Genomic DNA, 25622 nt, shown 5'->3' with positions numbered 1-25622 from the left:
TTTAAATTAGGGATGGACATCGCGTCCGTCCTGTGTTAAAATTTTAGCAGTTTACACTTTAGAACTTTAAAGTAAATTAGCAAAAGGGGTTGACTAGCAGGAATGAATATTCTGGTCTGCATGAAGCAGGTCCCCGCCACCTCGCAGGTGGAAATCGACCGGGAGACGGGCTCGTTAAAGCGCCTTGGCACCCAGGCCAAGACGAACCCGTATGACCTCAGCGCGCTGGAGACGGCCCTGCGTCTTCGGGAACGGATGGGAGGAAGGGTCACGGTCCTGACGATGGGACCGCCGCAGGCGGAACAGATGATGCGCGATGCCTACCGGATGGGCGCGGACGACGCCGTGATCCTTTCAGACCGGAAATTCGCCGGGTCCGACGTGCTTGCGACTTCCTACACGCTTTCCCAGGGGATCCGCCTGCTCGGCAAGGCCGATCTGATCCTCTGCGGACGGCAGACCACGGACGGGGACACGGCTCAGATCGGCCCCGCCGTCGCGGAGCATCTCGGAATCCCCCACGCCGCGTGGGTCAGCGAGATCCTGGCGGTGGATGAAACGGGCATCGAGGTGCGCCAGACACTGGCGACCGTCACGCAGAGGTCCCGGCTTCGGCTGCCCTGCCTCATCACGGTGGAAAAAAATATCTGCGTGCCGCGTCTGCCCTCCTACCGGCTCAAGCGCGAGACCCCGGGTCTGCGGCTTTGACGACCTGCCGGAAAAAAATCTTTCCCGCTGCGGCCTGGCCGGCTCTCCGACGCATGTGGAAACCATGTTTGCCCCGCCGGTCAACGCAAAAAAAGTGATGCTGAAGGGCAGCGCGGGAGAGAAAGCGGCCGCGCTGGTTTCCGTTTTGAAGGAAAAGAAACTGATCGAGGGAGGGACGGGGAAATGACGGCGATCCATTTTAACGCCGCGGCCTGCGACCTGTGCGGACAGTGTATTGAAAAATGCCCATTCGACGCGCTGAGCATGGAGGAAAACGGTCCGCGGGTAAACGAAAAATGCCGGATGTGCGGCGTCTGCGTCAAAGTCTGTCCCAGCCGCGCGATCGCATTCGAGCAAAAACCGCGGAAGGATACCGCCGGGAAAAGCAGATGGAAGGGCATTCTGATTTACGCGGAGCAGGAGAATGGGGAGCTTCATCCGGTCACCTATGAGCTGATCGGCGAGGCCCGCCGCCTGGCCGCCAAAGTAGGGTATGAGGTCTCCGCCTTGCTGGTCGGCGGGGATGGGACGGAAAAAAACGCGGAAAAACTGCTTCCCTATGGAATTAAAGAGGCTTTTGTCTACGAACACCCCGGCTTTGCCGGATTCAAGGCGGACTGCTATGCGGATGCGGCGGCGGACTGCATCTCGCAGCTGCGTCCCTCCGTGGTGCTGATCGGCGCCACGGAGCTCGGCCGTTCGCTGGCGCCGCGGCTGTCCGTTCGGTTCCACACCGGTCTGACTGCCGACTGCACGAAGCTGGATATCCGGCTCAACACGGACCTTGTCCAGGTCCGGCCCGCCTTCGGCGGCAACATTATGGCGCAGATCCTGATCGCGGACGCCCGGCCGCAATTCGCCACGGTCCGCTACCGGGTGATGGACAAAGCCGGAAAAGTGGACCATCCGGACGGAAAAGTGACCCCGATGCCGGTGAGCGACGCGATGGCGCGCTCCGGGATCGAAGTGCTGGAGGTCATCCCTTTGATCCGGAAAAAATCCATCGAGGAAGAGGATATTCTGGTGGTCGCGGGCCGCGGCGCGAAAAACGGGGACGGCGTGGCGCTCGTGCGCCGTCTGGCGCAGACCCTGGGCGGCCAGCTCTGCTTCACCCGCCCGATGGTGGAAAACGGCTTTGGCGACACCGCCCATCAGATCGGTCTTTCGGGCCGGACGGTCCGCCCGAAGCTGATCGTCACGTGCGGCGTTTCCGGCGCCATCCAGTTTGCCGCCGGCATGAACGGCAGCGAGTGCGTCGTGGCGATCAATTCCGACCCCAACGCGCTGATTTTCAACATCGCAAATTACTGCATCGTCGACAACCTGTTTGACGCGGTTCCGGCGCTGCTGAAGCAGCTTGCCGCCGCGGGAAAGGAGGCGGAGTAAAATGCCTTACCCCTATCGGAAGCTGGATGCCGCGGGCATCGAAGCGATCAAGTCCCTCACTTCCCCCGAACGGGTGAAAGCGGGCCCCGACATTCTGCCCGAATACTGTCATGATGAAATGCCGGAATATGGAGTTTTTCCGCCCGACCTCTATGTGGAGGCCGAGAATACAGGGGAAGTATCCGCCGTGATGAGATACGGGTACGACCACAATATCCCGGTGGTGGTGCGAGGCGCCGGCACCGGATTGGCCGGGGGCTCCACCTGCAAATACGGCGGCATCATGCTGTCCCTGATGCGGATGAACCGCATTTTTCCGGTGGACCGGAAAAACCAGACCATCACATGCGGGCCGGGCGCGCTGCTGCTGGACGTTCAGGCGGCAGCGGCGGCGGAGGGCCTGTTCTATCCGCCGGACCCGGGGGAGAAAACGGCGACCATCGGCGGCAACGTCATCACGAACGCGGGCGGTATGAAAGCGGTGAGGTATGGCCTGACGCGCGATTTTGTCCGCTGCATGGAAGCAGTGCTGCCGGACGGCTCCATCGTCAACTTTTCCTCCAATGTGGTGAAGAATACCACCGGTTACGATGTGAAAGATCTGGTGATCGGCTCCGAGGGCACGCTGTGCATCCTGACGCAGGTCACGCTCAAGCTACTGCCCGCTCCGAAGTGCACCTGCACGCTCGTCATGCCCTTCCCGGACCTGGAGGCTTGCGCCGACATGGTGCCGAAGGTGCTCGACCTGCCGTTCACGCCGACCGCCATCGAGTTTGTGGAGCGGGAACTGCTGGAAATCGTGGAGCGCACGCTCAACAAGCCCTTCCCGGTTCCCGGGGGCGGGGCCGTGCTGATCGTCATGTACGACGCCTCCAGCCCCGGGGAACTGGAGGCCGCCTGCGACGCGGCGTGTGACGCGGCGCTGGAAAGCGGCGCGCTGGACTGCATGATCGCGGATACCCCGGAGCGGATCGCCTCGGTCTGGGAAGTCAGGGGCGCGATTCTGGAGGGGATGAAGGCGGATTCGGTGTCGCAGGAGGAGTGCGACGTGGTCGTGCCCCGCAGCGCCATTGCCGAGTACGTCAAGGCGGCGAAGAGAATCGCACTTTCCCATGGAATCCGGGTGGAGCCCTGCGGCCACGCCGGAGACGGCAACATCCACACGGAGATGCTCCGGGACTCCGGCATGAGCGACGAGGAGTGGAAAACGGCGACCCACGCCAGCCTGACGGAGCTGTACGATCTGTCGAAGCGGCTGGGCGGGCAGCTTTCCGGCGAGCACGGCATCGGCAACGGCCGTCTGGAATTTTTGGAACCCTTTCTCGGCGGCCGCATGATCCGGCTTTACAAATCCATCAAGCTGGCGTTCGATGAGAGGCTGGTCCTGAATCCCGGCAAGATCGTGGAATACCACGCCTGACAAGCAAAAGAAAGAGGGAAAACGATGAGTGAGAAGAAATCCCTGCTGGTCGACAAAAGCAGGATGCCGCTGGCGGTCGGAATCGCTTTTGTGGCGTTCACCACCCAGTTCGGCGGAGGATTCGCCTCCGGCGCGCAAATTTATTCCTACTTTATCAACTACGGCATCTGGTGCCTGTTCCTGCCGGTTTTCACCCAGTTCCTGTACGCCCTGTTTTTCTGGTACGGCATGCGCTACGCCTACCGCAACAGGCTGTACGATTACCGCAGCTTTTCCGACCATTTCTACGGCAGGTACCGCGCGGTGTTTTCCAACCTGTTTGAGCTGACCTATCTCATCATGATCGCCACCGCGTCCGCGGCGGCTTTTGCAACCGGCGGCTCCACCCTGAACACGCTGTTTCAGATTCCGTATTGGCTTTGCACGCTCCTTGTGGGCGCCTTCATTTTTCTCATCGCTCTGTACGGCACCGATATGGTGCGCCGGGTCGCCTCCACTCTGTCCGTGCTGATCATCGCGGGCCTTGTTGCGGTGCTGGTGCCGAATATCATCGCCCAGTGGGGAGAGATCACGGCATCCGCCTCGAAGATGGCCGGAGGCTCCATGTGCGTCGCCTCCGGGGAGAGCGGCTCGTTCGGCGCCGCTTTGTGGAGCGCGTTCCTGTACTTCCTGTTCCAGCTTCCCTCCGTGTCCGTCATGTATCAGCACATGGAGCCGCTGACCAGCGAAAAGCAGGTGAATCATGCCGCCGTCTACATATTCATCACGAATACCCTGGCCATGATGCTGACCATTGTCGGCCTGCTGGCCGTGGCATTTGCGGCCGACCTGGCCACCGCTTCCGTCCCCATGCTGGTACTGGTTCAGAACGGCGTGGGCACCGGAGTGCTGACGCCGGTCATCGCGGCCCTCATGATCCTGGGCTCCGTTTCGACCGGCGTGAATATGGTATCCGGGATCGTCACCCGCTGCGTCAACGCCGTGGAGCGCCGGATCGGGGAGCCGGAAAAGCGGAAGTCCGGACACCGCCTGAGGAACGTCGGATTTTCCCTGCTGTTTACCGCGGTGGCGTTTGTCATCGCCCAGTTCGGCCTGATGGCGGTCGTAAAAAAAGGCTACGCCTACCTCGGCTATGCCGCCCTGGTCTCCGTATTTCTTCCCTTTGTGGTGCGTTTCCTGGCGGATGGCAAGAAACGGCGACGCACTGCGGAGTAGGCCTCTGAAAAATTGGACTTACGGCAGTATTTGCACGGGAAACGCCGCGGGGAAGCCCGCGGCGTTTCTTACGGAATGGAATCTTCGGCGGACGCGGGACTGTGCGCACGGTTTTCAAGCCGTTTCTCCTTTTCATCCAATATCAGAATCCCTGCTGTTCCAATCAACACGAAAGCTGCCTGAAACAGCCATGTGGGCAGATACCCCATATGCCCGACCATATGCCCCGAGGACAGCGGTCCCAGCGCGCTGCCGGTTCCCTGAACGAACATTGCGAACGAGTTGACTCTGCCGAGATACTGCGGAGGCGCGTGGTCTGCCAGGTACGGCCTGAAGTGGATGCTTTCTAAAATCTCTCCAAAAGTGAAGACAGCGCCGGTAAGCAGAAAGAACGGCATGGATCTTGCAAGGGCGAACAGGAGATAGGAAGTGCCGAATACCGCGCCGCTGATTACAATGATCCGTAGCGGGCGGCGCCGATGCGTCAGCCAAGTCAGAATGGGCGTGAACAGTACGACGATCAGGGAATTCAGCGCCGTCATCATGCTGAAGTTCACCGCGCTGTTCTTTCCGAAAAGGGTCCCAAACTGGAGCGGCAACAAAAAAGTCCATTGGGAATAGGTAAAATGATAGGAAAAACTGAATAGAATCACGAAAAAGAGAACGGGAAGCATCCGAAACAGCCGGAACAGGGAAACATCGTCCTTTGTCTGCTCCAGCCCGGAGAGTTCCGCATTTTCCCTCCATTGGGTTTCCCGGACGGACATCGCGATGATCAGGGTGGAAAGCAATGTCGTTCCGGCGTCGATGAGAAACATCAGCTGCAGGTGGGATTGAAACAGCAGTCCCGCTAGGATCGGGCTGACCGTAAAGCCGATGTTGATCCCCAGATAGATCAGGGAAAATGACGACTGCCGGTTTTCCGGGGTGGAAAGGTCGGCTGCCATGGCGTCATAGGCCGGCATGGATGCGATATAAAGGTCCGCCGCAAGAGTAATGCATGGGATCATCAGGGCACGGTCGGGGAACAGGAAGCAGAGAAAATAAAAAAACGACCCTAGAACCTGACAGCCTACCAAAATCTTCTTCCGGCCGATCCGGTCTGCCAGCTTTCCGCCAAGAATCACTGCAGGGGCCTGAGTCAGGGTCAGAAAGGCGGAAAATCCGCCCGCCTCCGCGGCGGAAAACCCCAATTTCTGTGTTAAAATCAAGGTCAGAAGCGGCTGAATAAAGCCTCCCATGCAGGTGACGATCCTCGCGGCAAACAAAATATAAATTTCGCGGGGAAGATTTGAATAGGGAGAACAGGGACCTTTTTTCATTGTAAAGCGCATGATATTGTTTTCCTTCCGGCAGGTCCAAATTTTCAGAAGAGTTCCGGCTCCCTGCGTGCGGTCAGTCCGATTTCCATCTCCGTTTTATGTCTCAAATAGCCGGGGTCGTCGAAATATTTTGCACCGGCCGGGCATTTTTTCACACATGCGCCGCATTTAATGCAGATTCCCGTCAGAACGGAGGGGTCGTCTGCGCTGATGGACCCCATCGGGCAGACTTTTGCGCAGGTCATGCAGTGCGTGCAGGCATCCGTCGTTTTTGGCTGGACCTTTCTGATATCAACCGATTTATTCTGCGGGTCTTTCGGCTTATAATAGCTTCGATAAGGCGTATTCCCCTTCACTTCAACCGTGCCAAGTTTTCCCTCCGCGATCCTGCTGCCAATCAGGTCTGCAAACCGGTCCGCTTCCGACAGGTCCTTTTCATCGGGCCGGCCCTTGGCAAGAATGCGTGAAAAGGAATGCTCTCCGACAAACGCGGCGCCCGCGATCACCCGGAACCCATCCTCCGCCAGCAGGTCCCGCAGCTCGATCAGCGCGTCGTCGTAGTCCCGGTTCCCGTAGAGGACGACCGCCGCGGCCAGTGCGCCGTTTCCTCGGACGGACTTTATGTATTTCAGCAGCACGTTCGGGACCCTGCCAGCGTAAACGGGGACCCCTGCCACCACGAGATCGCTTTCCCCAAAAGAACACGGAATTTCCCGAGCCTGCGGAAGGGTAAAATCCACGCGGCCCGCCACGGGGCCCCCGCTTTTTTCCGACAGCCGTCCTGCAACCTCCGACACGATTTTTTCCGTTGTTCCCGTGGCGCTGAAATAGAGCGAATGAATGCGATAACTCATTTAAATGCCCCCTGTAATCAATTCCGGCTTTTGCCGTCCTCAGCCGAAAGCGGCGCACTCCGTCCCCCGGCGCCGTGCTTCGTCTGTCAGCCTGTATCCATCGTACATGATTTGCGGCGAAAAAGCAATCGCATTTCAATCATATAACCGGAACAAATCGCGGAAGGATAAAAAGGGCCGCCCCTGCGGAATTGCGAAAGGGGGGCGGCCCAAAGGGGATCGGCTTTATTTTATTGTGATCACGCAGACCTTTTTGGAATCCTGATTGGGAGCGGCAACGTAGATTCCCGTCTTTTGGCCGGAGGCTCCCTTCCCGGTGACTTTGAAGTAGAAATCGTCGCCGGAGTGCTTGACAAGGGAAGTCTGGACGACTCCGGAGGAACCCGCTCCGAAGTCGACGTAAGACGCGCCCCGGGCTGTGATCTTAAACTGATAAGAGGCCCCGGCGGCAAGGCTGAAATCCCCGTTGGTGTCGGATAAAACTTTTATCTGTCCAACCGTCACAACACAGATCTTGACGGCGTCCTGCCCGAGGACCGAAGCGTAAATTCCGGTCTGCTGCCCCGGTTTGCCAACCGCAGTGACTTTGTAGTAAAAGTCATTCCCCGAATGTTTGACCAGAACGGGCTGCACAATGCCTGCGGAGCCGCCGTTGAACTGAATGGAATCGACGCCCGGCGCGGTGATTTTAAACTGATAGCTTCCGCCTGCGGGAAGTTCGAAATCATGGCTGGTGTCGGAAGTGATTTTTACAGGTGCCACCGTGACCGCGCACACCTTCAGCGGCACGCAGCCCGGAGCGTACATATAGAACCCGGCCGCCTCTCCAACCTTGCCCGTTGCCGTAATTCGGTAATAGGTGTCTTTGCCGGAGGTTTTCTCCTTGGAGATGGTGAACATACCGGAGGAACCGGCGTAAAAACTGCTTGCTCCCGTAATCTTGAAAAGATAGCTGGAGCCTTTGGCCAGGGAGAAATCATGGTTGGTGTCCGATTCCAGAATCTTGCTGACCTGTTTTGCAACGGTTACTTTTCCGGCATTTACGGTGTAGCTTTCATCGGAGTCCGGGAAAGAGACCAGGAGAGACGAGCTCGACCCGACGGCTCCGGTGGCCGCAACCGTACAGTAGTAGTCGATCCCGTCCTTCCGCACCGACTGTACGGTAAAGGCACCGGCCTGATCCGGCGCAAAGGAGGGCGTTCCGCCGCCCATGATCGAAAATTTATAAGTGTAAGTTTGTCCGCGCTCAACGGAAACCTCTTTCGGTTCATCGTAAACAACGGACGGCGGGTCGTCGTAGAGGATGGAAACGGCAAAAGCGGCCGTTTCCCCGTTCAGCGTCGCCTGGACCAGAGATTCTCCTTCGTGCTCCGCTTCCATAACATATTCGTATCCGCCCTCGACTTTGCCAACCGGAGTAATGGTGATGTTGTCATTGTACGCAGTCACTTCGGGGGCGGTTCCGGATTTGGTATGAACGACAAAATGATAGGTATCGAAAACGCTGCAGACATAAGTCGATCTTGTATCCATGCTGAGATCGGAATTTTTCGCGATGGAGACACCGCACAGTTTCCGTGCGATGACGTAATCGGAACTGCCGATGTAAAGCGACGCGGTCCGTCCGTCGTTTCCCAGCGCATCGACACGGTAGTAATAATCGTTGTCCTCATACCCTTCCAGAGTGACGGCGACGTCGTCCGGATGATCAGAGACAAGAGTCGGGAAGGTATAGGTTTCCGCGCTCAGATTTTCATAGTGGATCTTTATGTAGCGGCTGTTTCCGGACGGAACGGTGAAGTCGCCCGTCTGGTCGGCGTCCGCGGTATAATCCCACTCATATCCGGTGTCCTGAACCGTAATCTGCCGGGATGCTGCCGTCCCGTCGGACGCGGTCAGGGTGACGGTTGCTTCTCCTTCGCTGTAAGCTTCCAAAACAAGCGTGTAGTACCCGGAATCCTCCGATTCCTCCGTAAGGCTGGTCTTCAAAACGGATTCATCGCTGGACGCGGCCTCCAACGTAACCTCCGGCTGGTCGATCTCGATTTCGTAAAACGTTCTGCTGTGTTTTTCGATGGTTGTCACCGAAGCGAAATCGTGAAGCGAAATAACCGATAAACCGGTTTCCTCCGCAAATGCCATGTTGCCGGTAAACATTGAAACAACCAGTGTGAGTGCAAGGACCATGCTTAAGATGCGATACTGCTTTCTCACGTTTCATTCCCTTTCTGCTGTTAACATCCAACCCGAATTCTTGGGAATTGAGGTCAGTGTCCCCATTTTATAAAGCAAAAAGAGGCAGGAAATCGCAGAAAGGAATATTGCTTAAATTTAATTTTTTTGGAGAATTATAGTATTTTTTTTTCCATGTCCTCATAAAAAAACCTGGCAAAAATCTGTTTTGCTGGAAGAAAGGTCTCCAGTTTTCCCGATTTTTCCAGAATTTCCGCTGCGCAGGAATAAGCGCAGTACATCCCGCGTTTATTGGAAATGCAAAAAATTTTTATGTTGTCATCGGCGTTTTCAATTGCTATACTAAGAAAAGTTGGATTTTTGTCATTTTTATCCTTCATTTAAAAAATAATGGAAATTCTGGGGGGAAGCAGATTTCATGGAAAGCGGTTTGACAAAAAAATATGGCTTGTTCACAGCCATTGCCATGGTAGTCGGCATCGTCATTGGGAGCGGCGTCTTTTTTAAGGCGGAGGCGGTGCTGAATGCAACAGGCGGAAATATGCCGATGGGAATTGCCGCATGGCTGATCGTCGGATTTATTATGATCGTCTGTTCCTACACGTTTGCCGTGATGGCCACAAAGTATGAAAAAATCAACGGCGTCGTTGATTATGCGGAAATGACGGTAGGCAAAAAATACGGTTACTACGTTGGCTGGTTTATGGCAACAATCTACAATCCGACTATGACCTCCGTGCTGGCGTGGGTATCCGCACGCTTTACCTGTGTGCTGCTTGGTTGGGACATTACCGGAGGGGCATGCATGGCAATCTCCTGTTTCTATCTGGTTGGCAGCTATGCCTTGAATTCCCTGTCCCCCGTCCTTGCCGGCAAATTCCAGGTTGCGACTACGGTGATCAAACTGGTCCCTTTGCTTCTGATGGCGATTGCAGGTACCTTGATCGGCCTGACAAACGGTCTGACCGTTCAGAATTTCACCCATGTGGCGGAGACCGGTTCCAGCGCCGGGGGCGGCCTTTTCGCGTCCGTTGTCGCAGTTGCCTTTGCCTATGAGGGATGGATCATTGCGACTTCCATCAATGCGGAATTAAAAGATTCTAAAAAGAATCTGCCCAGGGCTCTGATCTGGGGTTCGCTTATTGTTGTAGCCGTTTATGTTCTCTATTATATTGGCCTCGCAGGGGTTGTCCCGGCGAAAACGTTGATGGAAAATGGCCAGGCTGGTGCAAAGCTTGCTTTTCAGAATATTTTTGGCCCTGTCGGCGGTTCCCTGATCTTTGTTTTTGTCATCATATCCTGCCTTGGCACACTGAACGGCCTGATGCTCGGCTGTACCAGAGGCATGTATTCGCTGGCGGTCCGTGGTTCCGGCCCTTTGCCGGAAGTATTTCGCCAAGTGGATCCTGTTACAAACATGCCTGGCAACTCTTCCATGCTGGGACTTTTGTTCTGCGGAGTTTGGCTGCTTTATTTCTATGGAGCGAATCTTGCGGCCGATCCATGGTTTGGCGTTTTCTGTTTCGATACCTCCGAACTTCCGATTATCACGCTTTATGCCGGCTATATTCCCATATTTATGATGCTGATGATCAAAGAAAAAGACTTGAACGCATTCAAACGGATCGTCATGCCCTTGTTGGCGATATTGGGTTGTATCTTTATGATGGTCGCGGCCTGCATTGCCCACGGAGTGTCCGTTGTTTATTATTTAATCGTATTTGCGGTAATTCTAATTGTCGGAGCGCTGTTTGATCCCTATAAGGAATCGCCCATCAAAAAGGATACTTAGTCGCAAACCGGGAGAGAAAAGGGAAGGGAGCCCTTTCCTTTTCCGTAGATTGTAAATTTTGCATTCTGCCAAAATATTGAAAATCCGATCACTTTCGCGGAGTTTATAAAAAGCGGCTGAAAAAGGTTGACAAGCATAGATTCATATGATAAGATATACAGGCTGAGTTGCGAGAGTGGCGAAATTGGCAGACGCGCAAGATTCAGGTTCTTGTGAACCATTCAACGTTCATGCGGGTTCAAGTCCCGCCTCTCGCACCATGCGGAGTGTCCTTATAGGATCTGAGTATCCTATAAGGACACTCTGCTTTTTTACGCTCAAAATATGTATCATGCGATTTGTGCCGAGGTGTAGCTGACAGCTACGCCTTTTCTTGTTTCCATGAGAACATCCACCTCGGGAATGTCCTTCCGATCCGGCACCTCAAAGGCTCCGATGCAGTTATAATGAATGACCACTTGCTGGGTGGTAATCCCGTCCTCCTGCTTTTCAGCGTGGTACACGTCGATATGGTCAATGAGCTCCGTCACCATACGCTGGGTGAGTGTTTGCGCCCCTGTGTAGCGCCGGACAATATCAAGGAATAAGTCTGTTGTAAGCTGCTGGCCGCCGGACTTTTTGAGCTCCAGCTTTAAGGCTTTGATTTTGGCGGCGTTTTCGCCCTGCTCCTGCTCATACCGTTTGGCCATTTTGGAAAACCGTGCATCGTCGATCTTGCCAGACACGTTATCTTCGTAGAGGCATTCAAAGAGCACATCCAATTCCTTGTCTCGCGCCAGCAGGCCGTCGAGCTCCCTTTGCCGCAGCGAGCGTTCACATGCCGCCGTCTTTGCCGAATGTCCGATTATCTCTTTTACGAAATCATCTTCATACTCGTCGGCAAACTGTGTGAGACGGTGTATTTCCTGCAAAACCACCTGTTCCAGAAAATCCAACCGAATGTAATGGGTGGAGGTGCATTTCCGGTATCCGGTATTGTGGTTGCAGCAGCTAAAAAACTTGATGTCGTGATTTCCCTGATTGAAGTGATAGTTGAGATTGCCGCCGCATTCAGGGCATTTCAGCAGACCGGAAAAGATACTCCGTTCGCCGCTGACCGTCGGTTTCTTCCGGCGGGTGCCACGGCGTAAGCTCTGAACCTTCTCCCACGTTTCCCGGTCAATGACGGCTTCATTGACATTGGGAAATACAACGCGGTTTTCCTCGTCGTTGGCAATACGCTTTTTCATCTTATACGATTTGGAATAGGTTTTGAAGTTAATCACATCACCGCAATACTCCTGCATGGTCAGAATCTTTTTGATTGTGGTATGCCCCCATTGCGTGGGCAAAACGGAGCTTTTTGTCCCGCCGCGATTGATTCCCTTGCTTTGCCAATAGGACATGGGATTGAGAACCCCATCCCGCGCCAGCGCGGTGGTGGTTTCAGAAAGGCCGTATCCGTCAAGTGCCATCTGGTAGATACGGCGGACGACAACGGCTGCTTCCTCGTCCACAATCCAGCGTTTCGCGTTGTCCGGGTCTTTCTGATACCCATAGGGCGGGGGCGAAAGTGGAACGCCGGAATTTCCTTTGAGCTTATTGACGATACGGCGCTTTTTGGAAATATCCTTTGCGTACCACTCGTTGAACATGCGTTATTCGGGAAGGTGAAAACGAAAAGGCAAAGGCTCAGTATTCATGCGGGTTTGCGGCGAAGTGGCTCTCAGTCAAACCCTCTCTCAAACCTGAAAAAACCGGCTGAATGACGAATTGCATATCATTTTAGGACGTTCCTACTTATGGAACGTCCTTTTTCTATTGCAGCTTCAGCGCAAAGAACCACCAGCTTTGCTGGTGGGATAAGAATCTTTAGATACAAGAAAATCTCCTTTTGTTAGAATAGATGCAGGTTTGCCAACCGCATTACCAACAAAAGGAGATTTTGTCATGAAAGACATACAAAGTTTATCACATTCAAAGTGGAGATGCCAGTATCATATTGTATTTGCTCCAAAATATCGCAGAAGAGAAATATATGGGCAGATAAAAGCAGATATAGGCAAGATTTTAAGGAAGCTGTGTGAGCAGAAGGGAGTGGAAATCCTCGAAGCTGAGGCGTGTCCAGACCACATTCACATGCCGGTAAGCATTCCGCCGAATCTCAGTGTGGCACAATTCATGGGCTATCTCAAAGGAAAGAACAGCCTGATGATATTCGATAGGCATGCAAATTTGAAGTATAAGTATGGAACGCGACATTTTTGGTGCCGTGGCTATTTTGTAGACACAGTGGGTCGTAACAAGAAAGCAATTGAAGAATATATCAAAAATCAATTGCAGGAAGATATTGCCTCAGATCAAATAAGTTTCAAAGAGTATATTGACCCGTTTACGGGTAGCAAGGAATCAAAGGCATAAAAGAAGGCCGCTTTAGCGGCGGCCTGTAAAAGTAATGCGGTTGGTAACCTATTTCAGTGCGTCTTGAGACGCGCGCCAGTACTATGCCCTTTCAGGGCTTGTGCATACCACGCGTTCAACGCGTGGTTTTGATTTCAGCGGGAGGTGAAAAAATCACATGACCAATGTAATTGCCATTGCCAATCAAAAGGGCGGCGTCGGCAAGACTACGACTTGCGCCAATCTCGGCATCGGGCTGGCGCAGGAAGGGAAAAAGGTGCTTTTGGTGGACAGTGACCCGCAGGGTTCCCTGACCATCAGTTTGGGCAGTTTCCAGCCCGATCAACTGCCCGTGACGCTGGCGACGATCATGGGCAAGGTGCTGAACGAGGAAATCATCGTCCCCGGTGAGGGATTTTTGCATCACGATGAGGGCGTCGATCTGATGCCCGCCAACATCGAGCTTTCCGGCATGGAGGTTTCGCTTGTCAACGCCATGAGCCAGGAAAAAATCCTGAAACAGTATCTGGACGGCGTGAAGCGCCAATACGACTACGTGCTACTGGACTGTATGCCATCGCTGGGAATGCTCACCGTCAACGCGCTGGCCGCAGCCGACAGCGTTCTCATTCCCGTTCAGGCGCAGTACCTTCCGGTAAAGGGCCTCGAACAGCTTTTGCAGACAATCAATAAGGTACGGCGGCAGATCAATCCGAAGCTCAAAATTGACGACATTCTGCTGACGATGGTGGACAGCCGTACCAACTACGCCAAAGAGATTAGTTCCCTGCTGCGAGATACCTACGGTTCAAAGCTTAAGGTTTTTGATGTAGAGATTCCTCATTCCGTTCGCGCCGCCGAAATCAGCGCGGAGGGCAGGAGTATTTTCACTCATGACCCGAAAGGCAAAGTTGCCGAGGCATATCGGGAACTGACAAAGGAGGTGCTAAAAATTGAAAAGCAGCGCCAAAAACATAAGTCTGAACAGCTACGATGATATTTTTTCCACGGAGGAAACCCGCGAGGACGCCAAGCGGGAAAAGGTCACGGGCATGCCACTTTCGGAACTGCACCCGTTCCCCGACCATCCGTTTCAGGTACGGGACGATGATTCCATGAAAGAAACCGTGGAGAGCATCAAAGAATACGGCGTGTTGGTTCCCGCCATCGTCCATCCTCGCGCGGACGGCGGCTATGAGCTGATTTCAGGCAACCGGCGCAAACACGCCTGCGAGCTGGCTGGGCTTCCCACCATGCCGGTCATCGTCCGCGATCTGGATGATGACGCCGCGACCATCATCATGGTTGACAGCAACATCCAGCGTGAAAACATTCTGCCGAGCGAACGGGCCAAGGCATACAAAATGAAGCTGGATGCCATGAAACGTCAAGCCGGTAGACCTTCTCTTGAAAATGGTGGCCAAGTTGGCCACGATTTACGAGGGATAAAAACCCGTGATTTGATTGCGGAAAACTCAGAGGATAGTGCGCGTACTATCCAGCGGTATATCCGGCTTAACGAGCTGACGCCGCAGCTTCAGCAGATGGTAGACGATAAAAAAATCGCCATGACCCCCGCCGTGGAGCTGTCGTACCTCAAACCGGAGGAACAGACGCTTTTGCTCGACACCATCGAAAGCGAACAGGCCACCCCCTCGCTCTCGCAGGCCCAACGGCTGAAAAACTTCAGTCAGGAGGGCCATCTGAACGAGGACAGTATTCTTGCCATCATGTCTGAGGAAAAGAAGCCGGAGAAAAATGACCTGACCATCAAGGCTGATAAGCTCCAAAAATATTTTCCAAAATCGTACACCCCGCAGCAGATGGAGCAGGTCATCATCCGGTTGCTGGACGGATGGCAGAAAAAGCGGCAGCGGGATCAGGAAAGGTAAAATAACCGTCGTTTCAGGCGTTCCGAAAGGAGCGCCTTTTTTCATGTCTGAATGAAGGAGGAAACCGCATGACAACTGAAAAAATCAACGAAAACAAAGGTAAAAAAGAGGATGAAAAGCGAAAACGCAAATGGCCGTACATTCTTGCAATTCTTCTGTTGTTGCTGCTTCTCCTGCTGCTTTTATTACGGAGCTGCGGAAATCAGCATCCAGCACCAAACCCGCCACCTTCCAGTTCCGTTCCATCATCGTCTGCTCCGTCTCTGGACGATACCGGGAGCGCGGAGCCGGGAAGCGGCAGCACCCCGTCCCGGCAGGAAATCCTGTCCCGGCTTCAAAAGCAGGAAGTCACCGTCACCGACAGGGTAAGCGCGCAAGCGTCCTTTTCCAGCGGGACGAAAGGCGGTGCCGGAACATGGGAAGTGGAAAATCCGGCTTCCAATACCGTCATTATGCAGTGTGAAATCACGCTGGACGGTGAAACCGTGGCAAAATCCGCGCCGATCTATCCGGGGCAGCACATCGACGGCCTCTCTCTTTCCAAGCAGGTTTCACCCGGAAATTACAGCGTCACGGCGACAATCAAGTATTATAACAAAACAACTAAGGCTTACCTCGGGATGGCCGACTACAAAATCCGTCTTTCCGTTTCGTAATCAGCCGGACGGTCCGGTTGATATAAAAATTTATGGGAGGTTTTCAAATGAAAAACAGGTTTAGAAAGGTTCTCGCGGGCATCATCACCTTTGCCGTGCTCGGCGTGACGGCGGCAGTCCCGGCGCTCGCCGCCGACAAAACCGACACCGGCACGGGCAGCATTACGGGGAACGTGACGATCAACGGCTCCATTTCGCCGCTGACCATCTCCGTCACACATCCGATCAACGTGGCCTACGCCATCAGCCCGGACGCCGAAACCTTCACCGCGCCTGACATCACAGTGACCAACAATACCAAGGTCGCGGTGATCGCCACGGTGGAATCCCTGAAAGCCGCTTCGGGCGGGACGCTTACCTTCACCGACGTTGATCCGTCCGCAAAAGCGTGGCGCTCGCTCAACCTCGCGGATTCCAAAAAGTACATCGCGCTCGGCATTTCCGCGAAGGGCAATTCCGGCTGGAACAGCGGGTACAGCACGTCCACCCATTGGGCGGTGAATGATTCGCCGTTACAGGTCGGGACGCTGAATCCGAACACTTCCGGCGCGCTGTCCCTGACGGCAGATTACGGCCTCGCGTTCGACGGGGCATACACGGCCAACCATCAGCTTGTTTTCCAGTTCCAGCTTGCATAAAGACATGAGTGGGAATCGGCCGGGATTTTCCCGGCCAACCTTCCACGCCGAAAGGGGGTTTCTATTTGAGACAATCATTCAGGCGGCTTTTTCTCGTCCCGTTGCTTGCCGCCGGGATTCTGCTGTCCGGCGCTTCACCCGCGTTCGCGGCCTCCGCCACATCGGTTCTGACATTGACCGCGACGCCGAACCCGTCTGGGAACTATGTGGCGCTGAGCTGGACGAACAGCGACAAAGGCCAGCCATACAGCTACATGCTTTATTCAAAGTCCGCGCATGAATCGACCTCCCAGAGCATCCCATCCAAAGACAGCGCAAAGGTTCTGAACATCTATCCCGTTGTTGCGCCGACCGTTTCCTTTACGACATGGCAGGGAAAGAGCTACACCCTGCCAAAATCGGCTTCTCTGAAAATGTGGATGGAAACGCCGAACGAATACGATTCCAAGGGTTACGGCAAGGGCCTCATTTCCGTGGACACCGTGTCGATTTCCGATTTCAACGCCAACCCTGACGCTTATCTGAAAAACCCGGACGGAACTTATAAATACGACGTGCTGTATTTCGGCGCGTGGGATGCTTTTGCAAGTCAGGATTTGTCCGCTGCGGCAGAAAGTAAAACCGACGCCTTTATCAAGACCGGGCGCGGCGTTCTGTTCGGGCATGACACGATGGTGGAGAACGACGGTATCTCCATGCCGAACTTCTTCAAACTCGCCCACTACTGCGATATTCAGACTATCCCGCATTATACCGTTCTCGGCAGTTCGCAGATCAAGGTTTCCAAAAAGGGTCTGCTCACCAATTACCCGTGGAAAATCGGGGACGTGGGTACGGTTTTGAACGTTCCGATGTCCCATTCCAATCAGCTTGCTTTCGGGGATGTCTGGATGACGTATCAGCCGCCCTACACCTATAGCGGAAGCGCGGAGGCCACCGGCTCCGGTGGGCAGGGCACCAACACCTTTTATCTAACAAGCTGGTCGAATTGCGCCATGATTCAGACTGGCCATTCCAACGGCGAGGCGACGCCGGACGAACAGCGCGTTACCGCTAATACCCTGTTTTACCTTGCTCAGATCACGACCGACACAAGCTGGAACGATCATAAGGGGCAGGACTTGGACGCGCCGGACAAACCGGCTATTTCCGGCGTTACGCACAATTCCGGCTGGACGCGGTATACCGTCAATTATTCCTCGCAGGACAACGCCACCGGCTATCAATACTATGTGGAGGCCACCGGCCAGAACGACGGCGCGAAATACGATTCCCCGGTTATTTCCACTTCTTTGAAAACCGGGATAAAGGGCTACTCCATCGTGGTGGACAACAACCCTGATACCGTTCCGGACGGGAGCATTACAACCACATCGGACAGTTTCACTTTTTCCCGGCCATCCGGCAGCAGCTTTTACATCCATATAGCCGCCGTGGACAACGCCGGGAATATCTCGGCTGTCACGCACTACCATACGGATGAACTCGCCTCCGTGACGCATCCGGTCAGTGTCAGTTACGCGATTGACCCGAACAGCAGTACACCGTTCACCGCGCCGGACATTCCAATCACCAACCACTCCACTTTTCCCGTCCGGGTTTCCGTCGCGGGGCTGAAAGCGACTTCCGGCGCCCCCACGTCCTACTCGGATTGGAGCAGCCTGACGGCGGCGCAAACCGGAAGTGGAATCGCGCTCGGCGTGGGAATCAGTAACACAGCCGGTTCGGGCTGGACGGCGGTTGATCGGGGAACTCCCGTTTACACGGGCGATCTCGCGTCGGAAGTGCCGCTGGGAACGCTTGGCGCGAACGGAGCATCGGGAAATCTGGCGCTTACCGCTAAATTCGGTTTGGCGTGGGTAAAGACAACGAATGTGTCACATGAGCTGACGCTGAATTTCACGATTACCAACTAAGCCAGTCGTTTGAGGAAGGGAGTGATACAAATGGCGGTTTTTCGTGTTGAACGGACGCGGGATTACACAGTTATGAGCAACCATCACCTGAAAAACAGGGCCTTGTCCCTGAAAGCAAAAGGGCTGCTGTCCATGATGCTCTCCCTTCCGGACGATTGGGATTACACCACGCGGGGCCTTGCCTCCATCTGCCGCGAGGGAGTGGACGCCATCGGAAAAGCGCTCAAGGAACTGGAAAACGCGGGCTATATGGAGCGCCGCCAGCTTCGCGGAAAGGACGGGCGCATCACAGACACCGAGTACACCATCTACGAACAGCCGCGCAAGCCGCCGGATACGGATTTACCAGATACGGAAAAGCCGTATCTGGATAACCCGGATATGGGAAAACCGGATACGGAAAACCCCGCGCAATTAAATACTAAGGGAACTAATATTCCTAAAAAATCAAATACGTATGGAGTAAATCCTTATCAATCCAATCCGGCAGATCAAAAACCGGAGGCCGTTGCCCCGGCTAATTCGATGGATGCGACAGATACCTACCGCGAAATCATCAAAGAGAATATTTCCTACGACGTTCTGCAGCAGAGGTGCGATCCGGAACGGCTGGATGAAATCGTGGGCATCATGCTCGATACTGTGTGCAGCCGGAAAAAGGAAATCCGGATCGCCGGTGAGGATATGCCCGCCGAAACGGTGAAAAGCAGGCTTTTGAAGCTCGACGACAGCCATATCGAATATGTGCTGGAGTGTCTGGATAAAAACACCACCGACGTCTGCAACATCCGAAGCTACATCCTGACCGCGCTGTATCAAGCACCGACCACCATCAGCAGCTACTACTCGGCGCTGGTCAATCACGACATGTACGGAAGCGGCCCACCCGGACGGTAAACGTCCCGCGCGGGCTGTTTTTGTACCCAACAAAAACCGGAAAGGAGTAATTTTATCATGAAACGACCCCTCGCATACATCACCGCCCCGTGGAGTGCGGACGAAATAGAAAACACCGAGGACGCGGCGCGGTATTGCCGCAAAATTTACGACGCGGGCTTTTCGCCAATCTGCCCGATCCTGTTCCTGCCGCTTTTTCTCAACGACGCCATCCCGCAGGAACACAAGGACGGCATCGACATTGCCTGCAACTTTCTGCGCCGCGCCCATGTATTGGTGGTCTGCGGCAGGAATGTGGACGAAACTGTAAAAAACGATATTGCCACGGCGGAACGGCTGCACATCACCGCCACCACGCTGGACGGCATTCTCACCGTCAAGGGACAGGGCCGGGAAAAGGACGCGGAAAAGGAGCGGAGGTAACGTGCCGGACTATCAGAAAATGTACCACTCGCTGTTCAACGACGTGACCGACGCCATCTCAAAGCTCCAGCAGGCGCAGCAGAAAACCGAGGAAATGTACATGGACAGCAAAGAAACCGTCCTCACACCGTTCCTGAAAAAGGGTGAGAAAAAAAGGCCGGACAGTCGGTCCGACGGGAAACCGGCTCCGGCAAAGAAAAAGCCGCCTTCCCAAGATGAACGGTAACGGGGCGGCTTTGCCATGACAGGAGGTGTTCTATTTGCAGGAAGAAATCGAAAACCGCTCCGTGACGCTCATCATCAGCGGCACGAAGCTCACGGGCCGGGTGCTCAAAGCGGCGATTGCCAAATATCTGACCCACCGGAAGGAGAAGAAAATTGCGAAGGCCCGCGCCGGTCCCGTGGTCCCTCACGGCAGGCAGACGGTGAAGCAGCTCGTCGGGCAGAATGCGGGCGTTTCCAACATTGAAATTACCGACAGCAACATCCGTTCCTTTGATCGCGTGGCGCGAAAATACGGCGTGGACTACGCCGTCAAAAAAGACCGCAGCGTGTCGCCGCCCAAATATCTCGTCTTTTTCAAGGCGCGGGACGCGGACGCGCTCACCGCCGCTTTCACCGAGTTTACGGCGAAAACGGTAAACCGGACGAAAAGGCCTCCGTCCTCTCGCGGCTCCGGCAGTTCAAGGATCTGGTCAAGGCGAATACCGTTGACCGGGTGAGGCATAAGGAACAGGAGCGGGCGCGATGAGTGAAAAAACGAAAAAGCTGCTCCTGATGAATCTGCCGTATCTGTTCGTCGCGCTGTTCGCCACCAAGTTCGGGCAGGCGTGGCGGCTGACCGCAGGCGCGGACGCTTCGGGAAAGCTCCTGCACCTGACGGACGGCCTTACCGCCGCGTTTTCCTCCCCGCTGCCGAGCTTTTATCCGGCCGACCTCGGCGTGGGCGTCCTTCTCGCCGCCGCCCTCCGGCTGGCGGTCTATTTTAAGGGCCGGAACGCCAAAAAGTTTCGTAAAAACGTGGAATATGGCTCGGCCCGCTGGGGCAAAGCCGAGGACATCAAGCCGTACATCGACCCTGTTTTTGAAAACAACGTCATTCTCACGCAGACGGAACGGCTCACCATGAACAGCCGCCCGAAGGACCCCAAGACCTCCCGGAACAAAAACGTGCTGGTCGTCGGCGGCTCCGGTTCCGGCAAGACGCGATTTTTCATCAAGCCGAACCTGATGCAGTGCGATTCCAAGGATTATCCGACAAGCTTCGTTGTCACGGACCCGAAGGGCAGCATTGTCGTGGAGTGCGGAAATCTCCTGCGGCGCAGGGGCTACCGCATCAAGATTCTCAACACCATCAACTTCAAAAAGTCCATGAGATACAATCCCTTCGCGTACATCCATTCGGAAAAGGACATCTTGAAGCTGGTCACGGCGCTCATCGCCAACACCAAGGGGAACGGCAAATCCGGAGATGACTTCTGGGAAAAAGCAGAAACTCTCTTTTACACGGCGCTCATCGGCTACATTCACTATGAGGCTCCGGTCGAGGAACAGAATTTCGCCACGCTGATCGAGTTTATCAACGCTTCGGAGGTCCGGGAAGATGATGAGGAATTCAAAAATCCAGTGGATCTCATGTTTGAGGCGCTGGAAAAAGAAAATCCGAATCACTTCGCTGTTCGGCAGTATAAAAAGTACAAGTTGGCGGCGGGCAAAACAGCAAAAAGTATCCTTATTTCCTGCGGAGCAAGAATGGCCCCCTTCGACATTCAGGAGCTGCGTGACCTGACGGCCTACGATGAGTTGGAGCTGGACACTCTGGGCGACCGGAAAACAGCCCTGTTCATCATCATTTCAGATACTGATGACACCTTTAACTTTTTAGTTTCGATGGCCTACACGCAGCTTTTCAACCTGCTTTGCGAAAAGGCCGACGACGTGTACGGCGGGCGTTTGCCCGTCTACGTCAGGTGTTTGCTCGACGAATTTGCCAATATCGGGCAGATCCCCAAGTTTGAAAAGCTGATTGCCACCATACGAAGCCGTGAAATCTCGGCCTGCCTTGTTTTGCAGGCGCAGAGCCAACTCAAGGCCCTGTATAAAGACAACGCCGACACGATCATCGGCAACTGCGACAGCGCCATTTTCCTCGGCGGCAAGGAACGCACGACCTTGAAGGAACTGACCGAATCTCTTGGGAAAGAGACGATCGACACTTACAACACCGGCGAAAGCCGGGGTCGTGAGGTTTCCCACAGCCTCAATTATCAAAAATTGGGGAAGGATGTGCCATACTTGTTCGTGAAGAGTTCGGTTGCCCACAAAATTTACGGACAGGGACACGATCAATTGGACTCTTCGCGGAGGTGCTAAAGAGAACGGCATACCAACAAGAAAAGGAGTGACCGCAATGGCAGATCTGGCCTATTCCCGCTGCGGAGATTTCTACATTCCTGACTTGGCTCTTACCGGTCAGCCGGACAAGCCTATCGGCAAATACGGGCGCATGAGAAAACGATATTTGCGAGAACACCGCCCTTGCTTGTATAGCAGCCTGATTTTGAGCGAAAAACTGTACCCGCACTTACTGGAAATCGACGAAACGGCAAACCGCAGGCTTGAAAGAATAATGCCGGAATTGATGAAATCAGTAGGTGTAACAGAGCGGTTGAAAGCCAGCGATCCCATGAAATGGGTTGGCCTGATGAACACGTTAAGGGCGCAGGCCGAAGAAATAATCTTGTCAGAATTAATCTATGTATAATGGGTGGATTATATTACGACAAAAGAAGCAGCGAAAAATTTGGGAATTACAGACAGAATGGTAGTGTACCATTGCTCTGCCAGACGGTTTAAGGGAGCTAAAAGAAACGGGAAATACCATGGCTTGTTCCCGCTGACTTGATCGAGCAATATTCAATTTTTCTGGTTTTGCTTAACGAAAAAAGCTGAAACCGTATCGGTCACCAAAAATGGTATTGCTTAGAACATCGCGTTATGAAACGCGAAAAGCCGGAGTAGCCAACACCATTCGATGCAGGTACCCCGACCATTTTGCATGAACATTTTACAAATGCTTTTGAAGGAAGACGTAACCCTACTATGAATCATTCCGCTTAATATGGATAATTGACTTTATTGAATTATATATTCCCAATAATGCTTCCGGAATGAACAGGAAGTAGATTCTGTCTATCCATCTTCCCTTAGGGTATGAAAAAGCCTTACCAGTTATTGTTTCTGCTATTCCACTGACGATGAATAACAAGACAATAGATACTAAAATGGCTATTACAAATTGTTTTTTATTTTGATTCATACTGTCTGGAACGGCTTTATAAGTCGCTATAAGAACAAAGACTCCTAACAAGAGAAAAAGCCAAAGGAACGGTGCATTTAACTGCAGAGCCAATTCTCCTGACCAAACAAATATAAAAGCTACATGATATAAGATGGATATTATCAGGGCAATACATTTTGCGGTCTGATTCATAAACGATCACCTACTAAGTTTACCAAAATTCATGGTATGGGCATAATATTCTTATCGAATTATTCAAGATTGTTCCATCTTACCTAGTTAATGAGCAAGGCTACTACAAAACTTTCATCTTGTAATAGCCTCTTCATTTGATTGAACAATACTCAACTTTTCTGGTTTTGCTTAACGAAAAAAGCTGAAACCATGTCGGTCACCAAAAATGGTATTACGTAGAACATTGCGCTATGAATCCAAGCTTGCTTTAAAATCATTGGATCTTTTACAATAATTGCATGCTCTTCGATAATCGCCAACAAGATAGCAGTAATAATGGCAAGGCAAACATAGACTGCCGTAGGAAGTACTCCTTTAACACCGATACCTCTTAATCCGTCATAAATGAAAAGAAATATTGAAAGGCAAATACTTACGATCAAAAGAAAGCTTGGAAATTCATGTATAAAACTAGTGAAATATACCGTTACAAACAAAGCGGTGTAAAATGTAAGTATGACCCTATGTTTCAGCATAGCTTTCACCTTTTTTGTATAAGCAACATTTATTGTTCAGTGTGTATCCTGATTACCGCCCTCTGAGGTGATACAAAAGAGAAGCAGAACTGCAGTTAACTCTCCGCGCTTGTTCTGTTGAAATTAGAATTGTCTAAAACAATGTCTCAGAAAAAGCCCTTCATTATGCACCAGATCGGATAATAAATTTGAAATTTCAGAAGATTGATCTAAGCCATATACTACTGTGCTAAAAGATTCAGACTCAATGACGATAAGGATGGATATTTCTCGAAAATAAATAGAAAAGCATCCGTTTTTTCCTATTGTATCAAATAGCAAAGACTCCATTTCATCAATAGAAATTCTTTGATAAGTTTTCTCCGTATTTCGATATTGATCCGTACCGGGAACCTGTTGAGGAAACTCAGACTGTATGACGGTGTAGGGATAGTAACAGATGAATTTCAGTATGATTCGAAAGCATTTTCTTAAATAGTCTTGAAATTCAGTTTTCAGAAAGTACTGTTCCACATCACCATACCATGTGGTAGATTTAGGTATTTGCTCAGGAAAAATATCTACAATATCGCACTGCGGAGATTGTATCATCCCTTCTGTTACTTGATTTATTTGATTAATCGCATCGACATCAATAAGTTCACCTTTATCCACTATTTTCTTAACACCTTTCCGTCTTTGTCCAAAGTAGCTTTTCTTTCTCCACTTGGATTTTTAAGTTTCCATTCGCTCCCACCATGCGAATTATCTCCTGCTCTATCCTTTTCGATAGTCCATCCCCCCTTTTCTTTGTATTTTACTGATTTCCCAGACACTTTCTGATTGAATTTTCCTAAGTCAACGCTGTTTCCTGATCTCAATCGTGATGGGATACTATCAATAACACTCTGAAGAGCGCGTTGTTCTGCAAACCAGTGGGTTACTGTGTTATATAGCCACGTGCCAGCTGTTACAATAACTCCGGCAACTATAATAGCTCCCGTGGCTGTAATAAGCACCTCTCCCACGCCGGGAATAAAATAAGCTCCAGCAGCAATTGCTGCACCGGCGACCGCAGGTCTAATTTGACCTTGCGATACGGGGGTAGCTTTGTCTAGTAACGATATAAATTCGTTTTGGCTATAATAATTCCCATTGATGTAAACTCCCTGTTCCACAATTGTAACAGATGCTGTCTTCCTAGATGACACTTTTGATTCTGCTGCAAAAGCTGATACGCAGGTGGAAAAAACTAATGCCAACGTTAATATGGAACTAATTACCCTTCTGAACTGCTTATTCATATTGTATACCTCTTTCTTTTAAATATCTATGCACTCATTCCCTGCGAATCTTAGAATATTTAGCCATTGTATATCTTCCCAACCTAAAAAGTACGTTTTATTGACGAAAAACGACTTGTTTACCCGCCGAAACAATACTCTTGTATAGTTGCGATTCCGAGGACTTCTTCGGCTAGCTTCTGAATTGACTTACCGACATCTGCTTTCACATTTGGCGGTATAGCATTTCCTGCTTTGGCATAGGCAATCAGAGCGGCGGCGGCTTTTTTTACACCACCGATAGCTTTAACATATTTCCTGATTTTGAGTAGCTTGGCACCTGCAAATACGGTTCCACCAATAACCACCGTAATAGCAGCCGCACATTTAGCTCCATCCCAAAAATCTTGTGTTGTAATCTCATTGGAGCTTACCATAAGTTCTTTTTGAGTTTTAAACTCTAATCCCTTGAGTTTAAAGTAGTCACGGATTTCCGTATCGCTGGCTGTTTTCAGAAACTCATCGGGAGCTTCCATAAGAATGCTGAATGCCGTTTCTAAATATTGTAGGTCAGAATCCTTTATGGAAGTTGTTTTGCTGGATGCGATATCTGCATCCACATTACTTGTAGTGGCTGCAAATGCATGTTTATTTACAT

23 protein-coding genes, 1 tRNA gene and 3 pseudogenes are annotated in these 25622 nt (G+C 52.4%); 18 read left to right on the top strand and 9 right to left on the bottom strand.

What is annotated here, in order from left to right:
• Positions 1-102: 102 nt before the first annotated feature.
• The 4 genes and pseudogenes from EQM14_RS11125 (at position 103) to EQM14_RS11110 (ending at position 4729) form a co-directional block, all read left to right on the top strand.
• Positions 103-895: pseudogene (locus EQM14_RS11125) on the top strand (electron transfer flavoprotein subunit beta/FixA family protein).
• The gene (locus tag EQM14_RS11120; RefSeq protein WP_128743106.1) at positions 892-2094 is read left to right on the top strand and encodes an electron transfer flavoprotein subunit alpha; all 1203 of its coding nucleotides are present in this window, start codon (positions 892-894) and stop codon (positions 2092-2094) included. Before EQM14_RS11125 ends, EQM14_RS11120 begins: the two are co-directional and overlap by 4 nt.
• Position 2095: 1 nt before the next feature.
• Complete coding sequence (locus tag EQM14_RS11115) at positions 2096-3514, top strand: FAD-binding oxidoreductase (protein ID WP_128743105.1); 1419 nt, start codon at positions 2096-2098, stop codon at positions 3512-3514.
• 24 nt (positions 3515-3538) lie between these two features.
• Positions 3539-4729, top strand: a complete 1191-nt coding sequence (locus EQM14_RS11110) for a YkvI family membrane protein (RefSeq protein ID WP_128743104.1) — start codon at positions 3539-3541, stop codon at positions 4727-4729.
• Between the two features lie 68 nt (positions 4730-4797).
• On the opposite strand, the gene EQM14_RS11105 is transcribed toward EQM14_RS11110, so the two are convergent.
• The 3 genes from EQM14_RS11105 to EQM14_RS11095 all read right to left on the bottom strand — a co-directional run bounded on the left by EQM14_RS11105 (position 4798) and on the right by EQM14_RS11095 (position 9119).
• On the bottom strand, positions 4798-6063 hold the full coding sequence (locus EQM14_RS11105; protein WP_128743103.1) for an MFS transporter: 1266 nt from the start codon (positions 6061-6063) through the stop codon (positions 4798-4800).
• A gap of 32 nt (positions 6064-6095) precedes the next feature.
• A complete protein-coding gene (locus tag EQM14_RS11100; protein WP_128743102.1) occupies positions 6096-6905 on the bottom strand; it encodes an EFR1 family ferrodoxin in 810 nt (269 codons plus the stop codon).
• A 225-nt stretch (positions 6906-7130) separates the two neighbouring features.
• Positions 7131-9119 carry a hypothetical protein gene (locus tag EQM14_RS11095; protein ID WP_128743101.1) on the bottom strand — a complete coding sequence of 663 codons (1989 nt, stop codon included), beginning with the start codon at positions 9117-9119 and terminating at the stop codon, positions 7131-7133.
• Positions 9120-9516: 397 nt separating this feature from the next.
• Here EQM14_RS11095 and EQM14_RS11090 point away from each other — a divergent pair, with 397 nt between their 5' ends.
• Together EQM14_RS11090 and EQM14_RS11085 are read left to right on the top strand one after the other, a co-directional pair.
• The gene (locus EQM14_RS11090) at positions 9517-10890 is read left to right on the top strand and encodes an APC family permease (protein ID WP_128743100.1); all 1374 of its coding nucleotides are present in this window, start codon (positions 9517-9519) and stop codon (positions 10888-10890) included.
• Between the two features lie 169 nt (positions 10891-11059).
• A tRNA-Leu gene (locus tag EQM14_RS11085) sits at positions 11060-11150 on the top strand.
• A 69-nt stretch (positions 11151-11219) separates the two neighbouring features.
• On the opposite strand, the gene EQM14_RS11080 is transcribed toward EQM14_RS11085, so the two are convergent.
• Positions 11220-12524, bottom strand: a complete 1305-nt coding sequence (locus tag EQM14_RS11080; protein WP_128743099.1) for a recombinase family protein — start codon at positions 12522-12524, stop codon at positions 11220-11222.
• 295 nt (positions 12525-12819) lie between these two features.
• Here EQM14_RS11080 and tnpA point away from each other — a divergent pair, with 295 nt between their 5' ends.
• From tnpA to EQM14_RS11020, 12 genes and pseudogenes are all read left to right on the top strand, one after another.
• Entirely contained in the window at positions 12820-13290 is a 471-nt protein-coding gene (tnpA, locus tag EQM14_RS11075) for an IS200/IS605 family transposase (RefSeq protein ID WP_128742696.1), read from the top strand.
• 157 nt (positions 13291-13447) lie between these two features.
• On the top strand, positions 13448-14266 hold the full coding sequence (locus EQM14_RS11070) for a ParA family protein (RefSeq protein WP_128743098.1): 819 nt from the start codon (positions 13448-13450) through the stop codon (positions 14264-14266).
• Positions 14223-15161, top strand: coding sequence for a ParB/RepB/Spo0J family partition protein (locus EQM14_RS11065; protein ID WP_128743097.1), 939 nt, complete (start codon positions 14223-14225; stop codon positions 15159-15161). Before EQM14_RS11070 ends, EQM14_RS11065 begins: the two co-directional genes overlap by 44 nt.
• A 68-nt stretch (positions 15162-15229) precedes the next feature.
• Positions 15230-15817, top strand: a complete 588-nt coding sequence (locus EQM14_RS11060; RefSeq protein ID WP_128743096.1) for a hypothetical protein — start codon at positions 15230-15232, stop codon at positions 15815-15817.
• Between the two features lie 47 nt (positions 15818-15864).
• Positions 15865-16455, top strand: coding sequence for a hypothetical protein (locus EQM14_RS11055; RefSeq protein WP_128743095.1), 591 nt, complete (start codon positions 15865-15867; stop codon positions 16453-16455).
• 65 nt (positions 16456-16520) lie between these two features.
• A complete protein-coding gene (locus EQM14_RS11050; RefSeq protein ID WP_128743094.1) occupies positions 16521-18371 on the top strand; it encodes a DUF5057 domain-containing protein in 1851 nt (616 codons plus the stop codon).
• A 30-nt stretch (positions 18372-18401) separates the two neighbouring features.
• Positions 18402-19268, top strand: a complete 867-nt coding sequence (locus EQM14_RS11045; protein ID WP_128743093.1) for a DUF6017 domain-containing protein — start codon at positions 18402-18404, stop codon at positions 19266-19268.
• Positions 19269-19325: 57 nt separating this feature from the next.
• The gene (locus tag EQM14_RS11040) at positions 19326-19691 is read left to right on the top strand and encodes a DUF7768 domain-containing protein (RefSeq protein WP_114175736.1); all 366 of its coding nucleotides are present in this window, start codon (positions 19326-19328) and stop codon (positions 19689-19691) included.
• A gap of 1 nt (position 19692) precedes the next feature.
• The gene (locus EQM14_RS11035; RefSeq protein WP_128743092.1) at positions 19693-19917 is read left to right on the top strand and encodes a hypothetical protein; all 225 of its coding nucleotides are present in this window, start codon (positions 19693-19695) and stop codon (positions 19915-19917) included.
• A 34-nt stretch (positions 19918-19951) separates the two neighbouring features.
• Positions 19952-20442, top strand: a pseudogene (locus EQM14_RS11030) (PcfB family protein).
• A pseudogene (locus EQM14_RS11025) lies at positions 20439-21980 on the top strand (VirD4-like conjugal transfer protein, CD1115 family); the annotation flags it as partial. The pseudogenes EQM14_RS11030 and EQM14_RS11025, both read left to right, overlap by 4 nt.
• Positions 21981-22101: 121 nt before the next feature.
• Positions 22102-22455: a TnpV protein gene (locus EQM14_RS11020; protein ID WP_128743091.1), complete on the top strand. Its 354-nt coding sequence runs from the start codon at positions 22102-22104 to the stop codon at positions 22453-22455.
• Between the two features lie 336 nt (positions 22456-22791).
• Here the strand turns inward: EQM14_RS11020 and EQM14_RS11010 are convergent, their stop codons facing one another.
• From EQM14_RS11010 to EQM14_RS10990, 5 genes are all read right to left on the bottom strand, one after another.
• Positions 22792-23184, bottom strand: coding sequence for a hypothetical protein (locus EQM14_RS11010; RefSeq protein ID WP_128743090.1), 393 nt, complete (start codon positions 23182-23184; stop codon positions 22792-22794).
• 152 nt (positions 23185-23336) lie between these two features.
• The gene (locus tag EQM14_RS11005; protein ID WP_128743089.1) at positions 23337-23702 is read right to left on the bottom strand and encodes a hypothetical protein; all 366 of its coding nucleotides are present in this window, start codon (positions 23700-23702) and stop codon (positions 23337-23339) included.
• Between the two features lie 123 nt (positions 23703-23825).
• Entirely contained in the window at positions 23826-24356 is a 531-nt protein-coding gene (locus EQM14_RS11000; RefSeq protein WP_128743088.1) for a hypothetical protein, read from the bottom strand.
• On the bottom strand, positions 24356-24985 hold the full coding sequence (locus EQM14_RS10995) for a hypothetical protein (protein ID WP_128743087.1): 630 nt from the start codon (positions 24983-24985) through the stop codon (positions 24356-24358). Before EQM14_RS10995 ends, EQM14_RS11000 begins: the two co-directional genes overlap by 1 nt.
• A 119-nt stretch (positions 24986-25104) precedes the next feature.
• Entirely contained in the window at positions 25105-25584 is a 480-nt protein-coding gene (locus EQM14_RS10990) for a hypothetical protein (RefSeq protein ID WP_128743086.1), read from the bottom strand.
• Between the last annotated feature and the right edge of the window lie 38 nt (positions 25585-25622).

The organism is Caproiciproducens sp. NJN-50, assembly GCF_004103755.1.
In the GTDB taxonomy this organism is placed as follows: domain Bacteria; phylum Bacillota; class Clostridia; order Oscillospirales; family Acutalibacteraceae; genus Caproicibacter.
Note: the sequence above shows the minus strand (reverse complement) of the source record. Positions and strands in the feature narration are given on the sequence as shown.

What these genes read in the sequence shown, in the direction of transcription:
- EQM14_RS11120 (WP_128743106.1), top strand. Translation starts at nt 892, where the DNA reads ATGACGGCGATCCATTTTAACGCCGCGGCCTGCGACCTGTGCGGACAG.
- EQM14_RS11115 (WP_128743105.1), top strand. Translation starts at nt 2,096, where the DNA reads ATGCCTTACCCCTATCGGAAGCTGGATGCCGCGGGCATCGAAGCGATC.
- EQM14_RS11110 (WP_128743104.1), top strand. Translation starts at nt 3,539, where the DNA reads ATGAGTGAGAAGAAATCCCTGCTGGTCGACAAAAGCAGGATGCCGCTG.
- EQM14_RS11105 (WP_128743103.1), bottom strand. Translation starts at nt 6,063, where the DNA reads ATGCGCTTTACAATGAAAAAAGGTCCCTGTTCTCCCTATTCAAATCTT.
- EQM14_RS11100 (WP_128743102.1), bottom strand. Translation starts at nt 6,905, where the DNA reads ATGAGTTATCGCATTCATTCGCTCTATTTCAGCGCCACGGGAACAACG.
- EQM14_RS11090 (WP_128743100.1), top strand. Translation starts at nt 9,517, where the DNA reads ATGGAAAGCGGTTTGACAAAAAAATATGGCTTGTTCACAGCCATTGCC.
- EQM14_RS11080 (WP_128743099.1), bottom strand. Translation starts at nt 12,524, where the DNA reads ATGTTCAACGAGTGGTACGCAAAGGATATTTCCAAAAAGCGCCGTATC.
- tnpA (WP_128742696.1), top strand. Translation starts at nt 12,820, where the DNA reads ATGAAAGACATACAAAGTTTATCACATTCAAAGTGGAGATGCCAGTAT.
- EQM14_RS11070 (WP_128743098.1), top strand. Translation starts at nt 13,448, where the DNA reads ATGACCAATGTAATTGCCATTGCCAATCAAAAGGGCGGCGTCGGCAAG.
- EQM14_RS11060 (WP_128743096.1), top strand. Translation starts at nt 15,230, where the DNA reads ATGACAACTGAAAAAATCAACGAAAACAAAGGTAAAAAAGAGGATGAA.
- EQM14_RS11055 (WP_128743095.1), top strand. Translation starts at nt 15,865, where the DNA reads ATGAAAAACAGGTTTAGAAAGGTTCTCGCGGGCATCATCACCTTTGCC.
- EQM14_RS11045 (WP_128743093.1), top strand. Translation starts at nt 18,402, where the DNA reads ATGGCGGTTTTTCGTGTTGAACGGACGCGGGATTACACAGTTATGAGC.
- EQM14_RS11040 (WP_114175736.1), top strand. Translation starts at nt 19,326, where the DNA reads ATGAAACGACCCCTCGCATACATCACCGCCCCGTGGAGTGCGGACGAA.
- EQM14_RS11020 (WP_128743091.1), top strand. Translation starts at nt 22,102, where the DNA reads ATGGCAGATCTGGCCTATTCCCGCTGCGGAGATTTCTACATTCCTGAC.
- EQM14_RS11010 (WP_128743090.1), bottom strand. Translation starts at nt 23,184, where the DNA reads ATGAATCAGACCGCAAAATGTATTGCCCTGATAATATCCATCTTATAT.
- EQM14_RS11005 (WP_128743089.1), bottom strand. Translation starts at nt 23,702, where the DNA reads ATGCTGAAACATAGGGTCATACTTACATTTTACACCGCTTTGTTTGTA.
- EQM14_RS10995 (WP_128743087.1), bottom strand. Translation starts at nt 24,985, where the DNA reads ATGAATAAGCAGTTCAGAAGGGTAATTAGTTCCATATTAACGTTGGCA.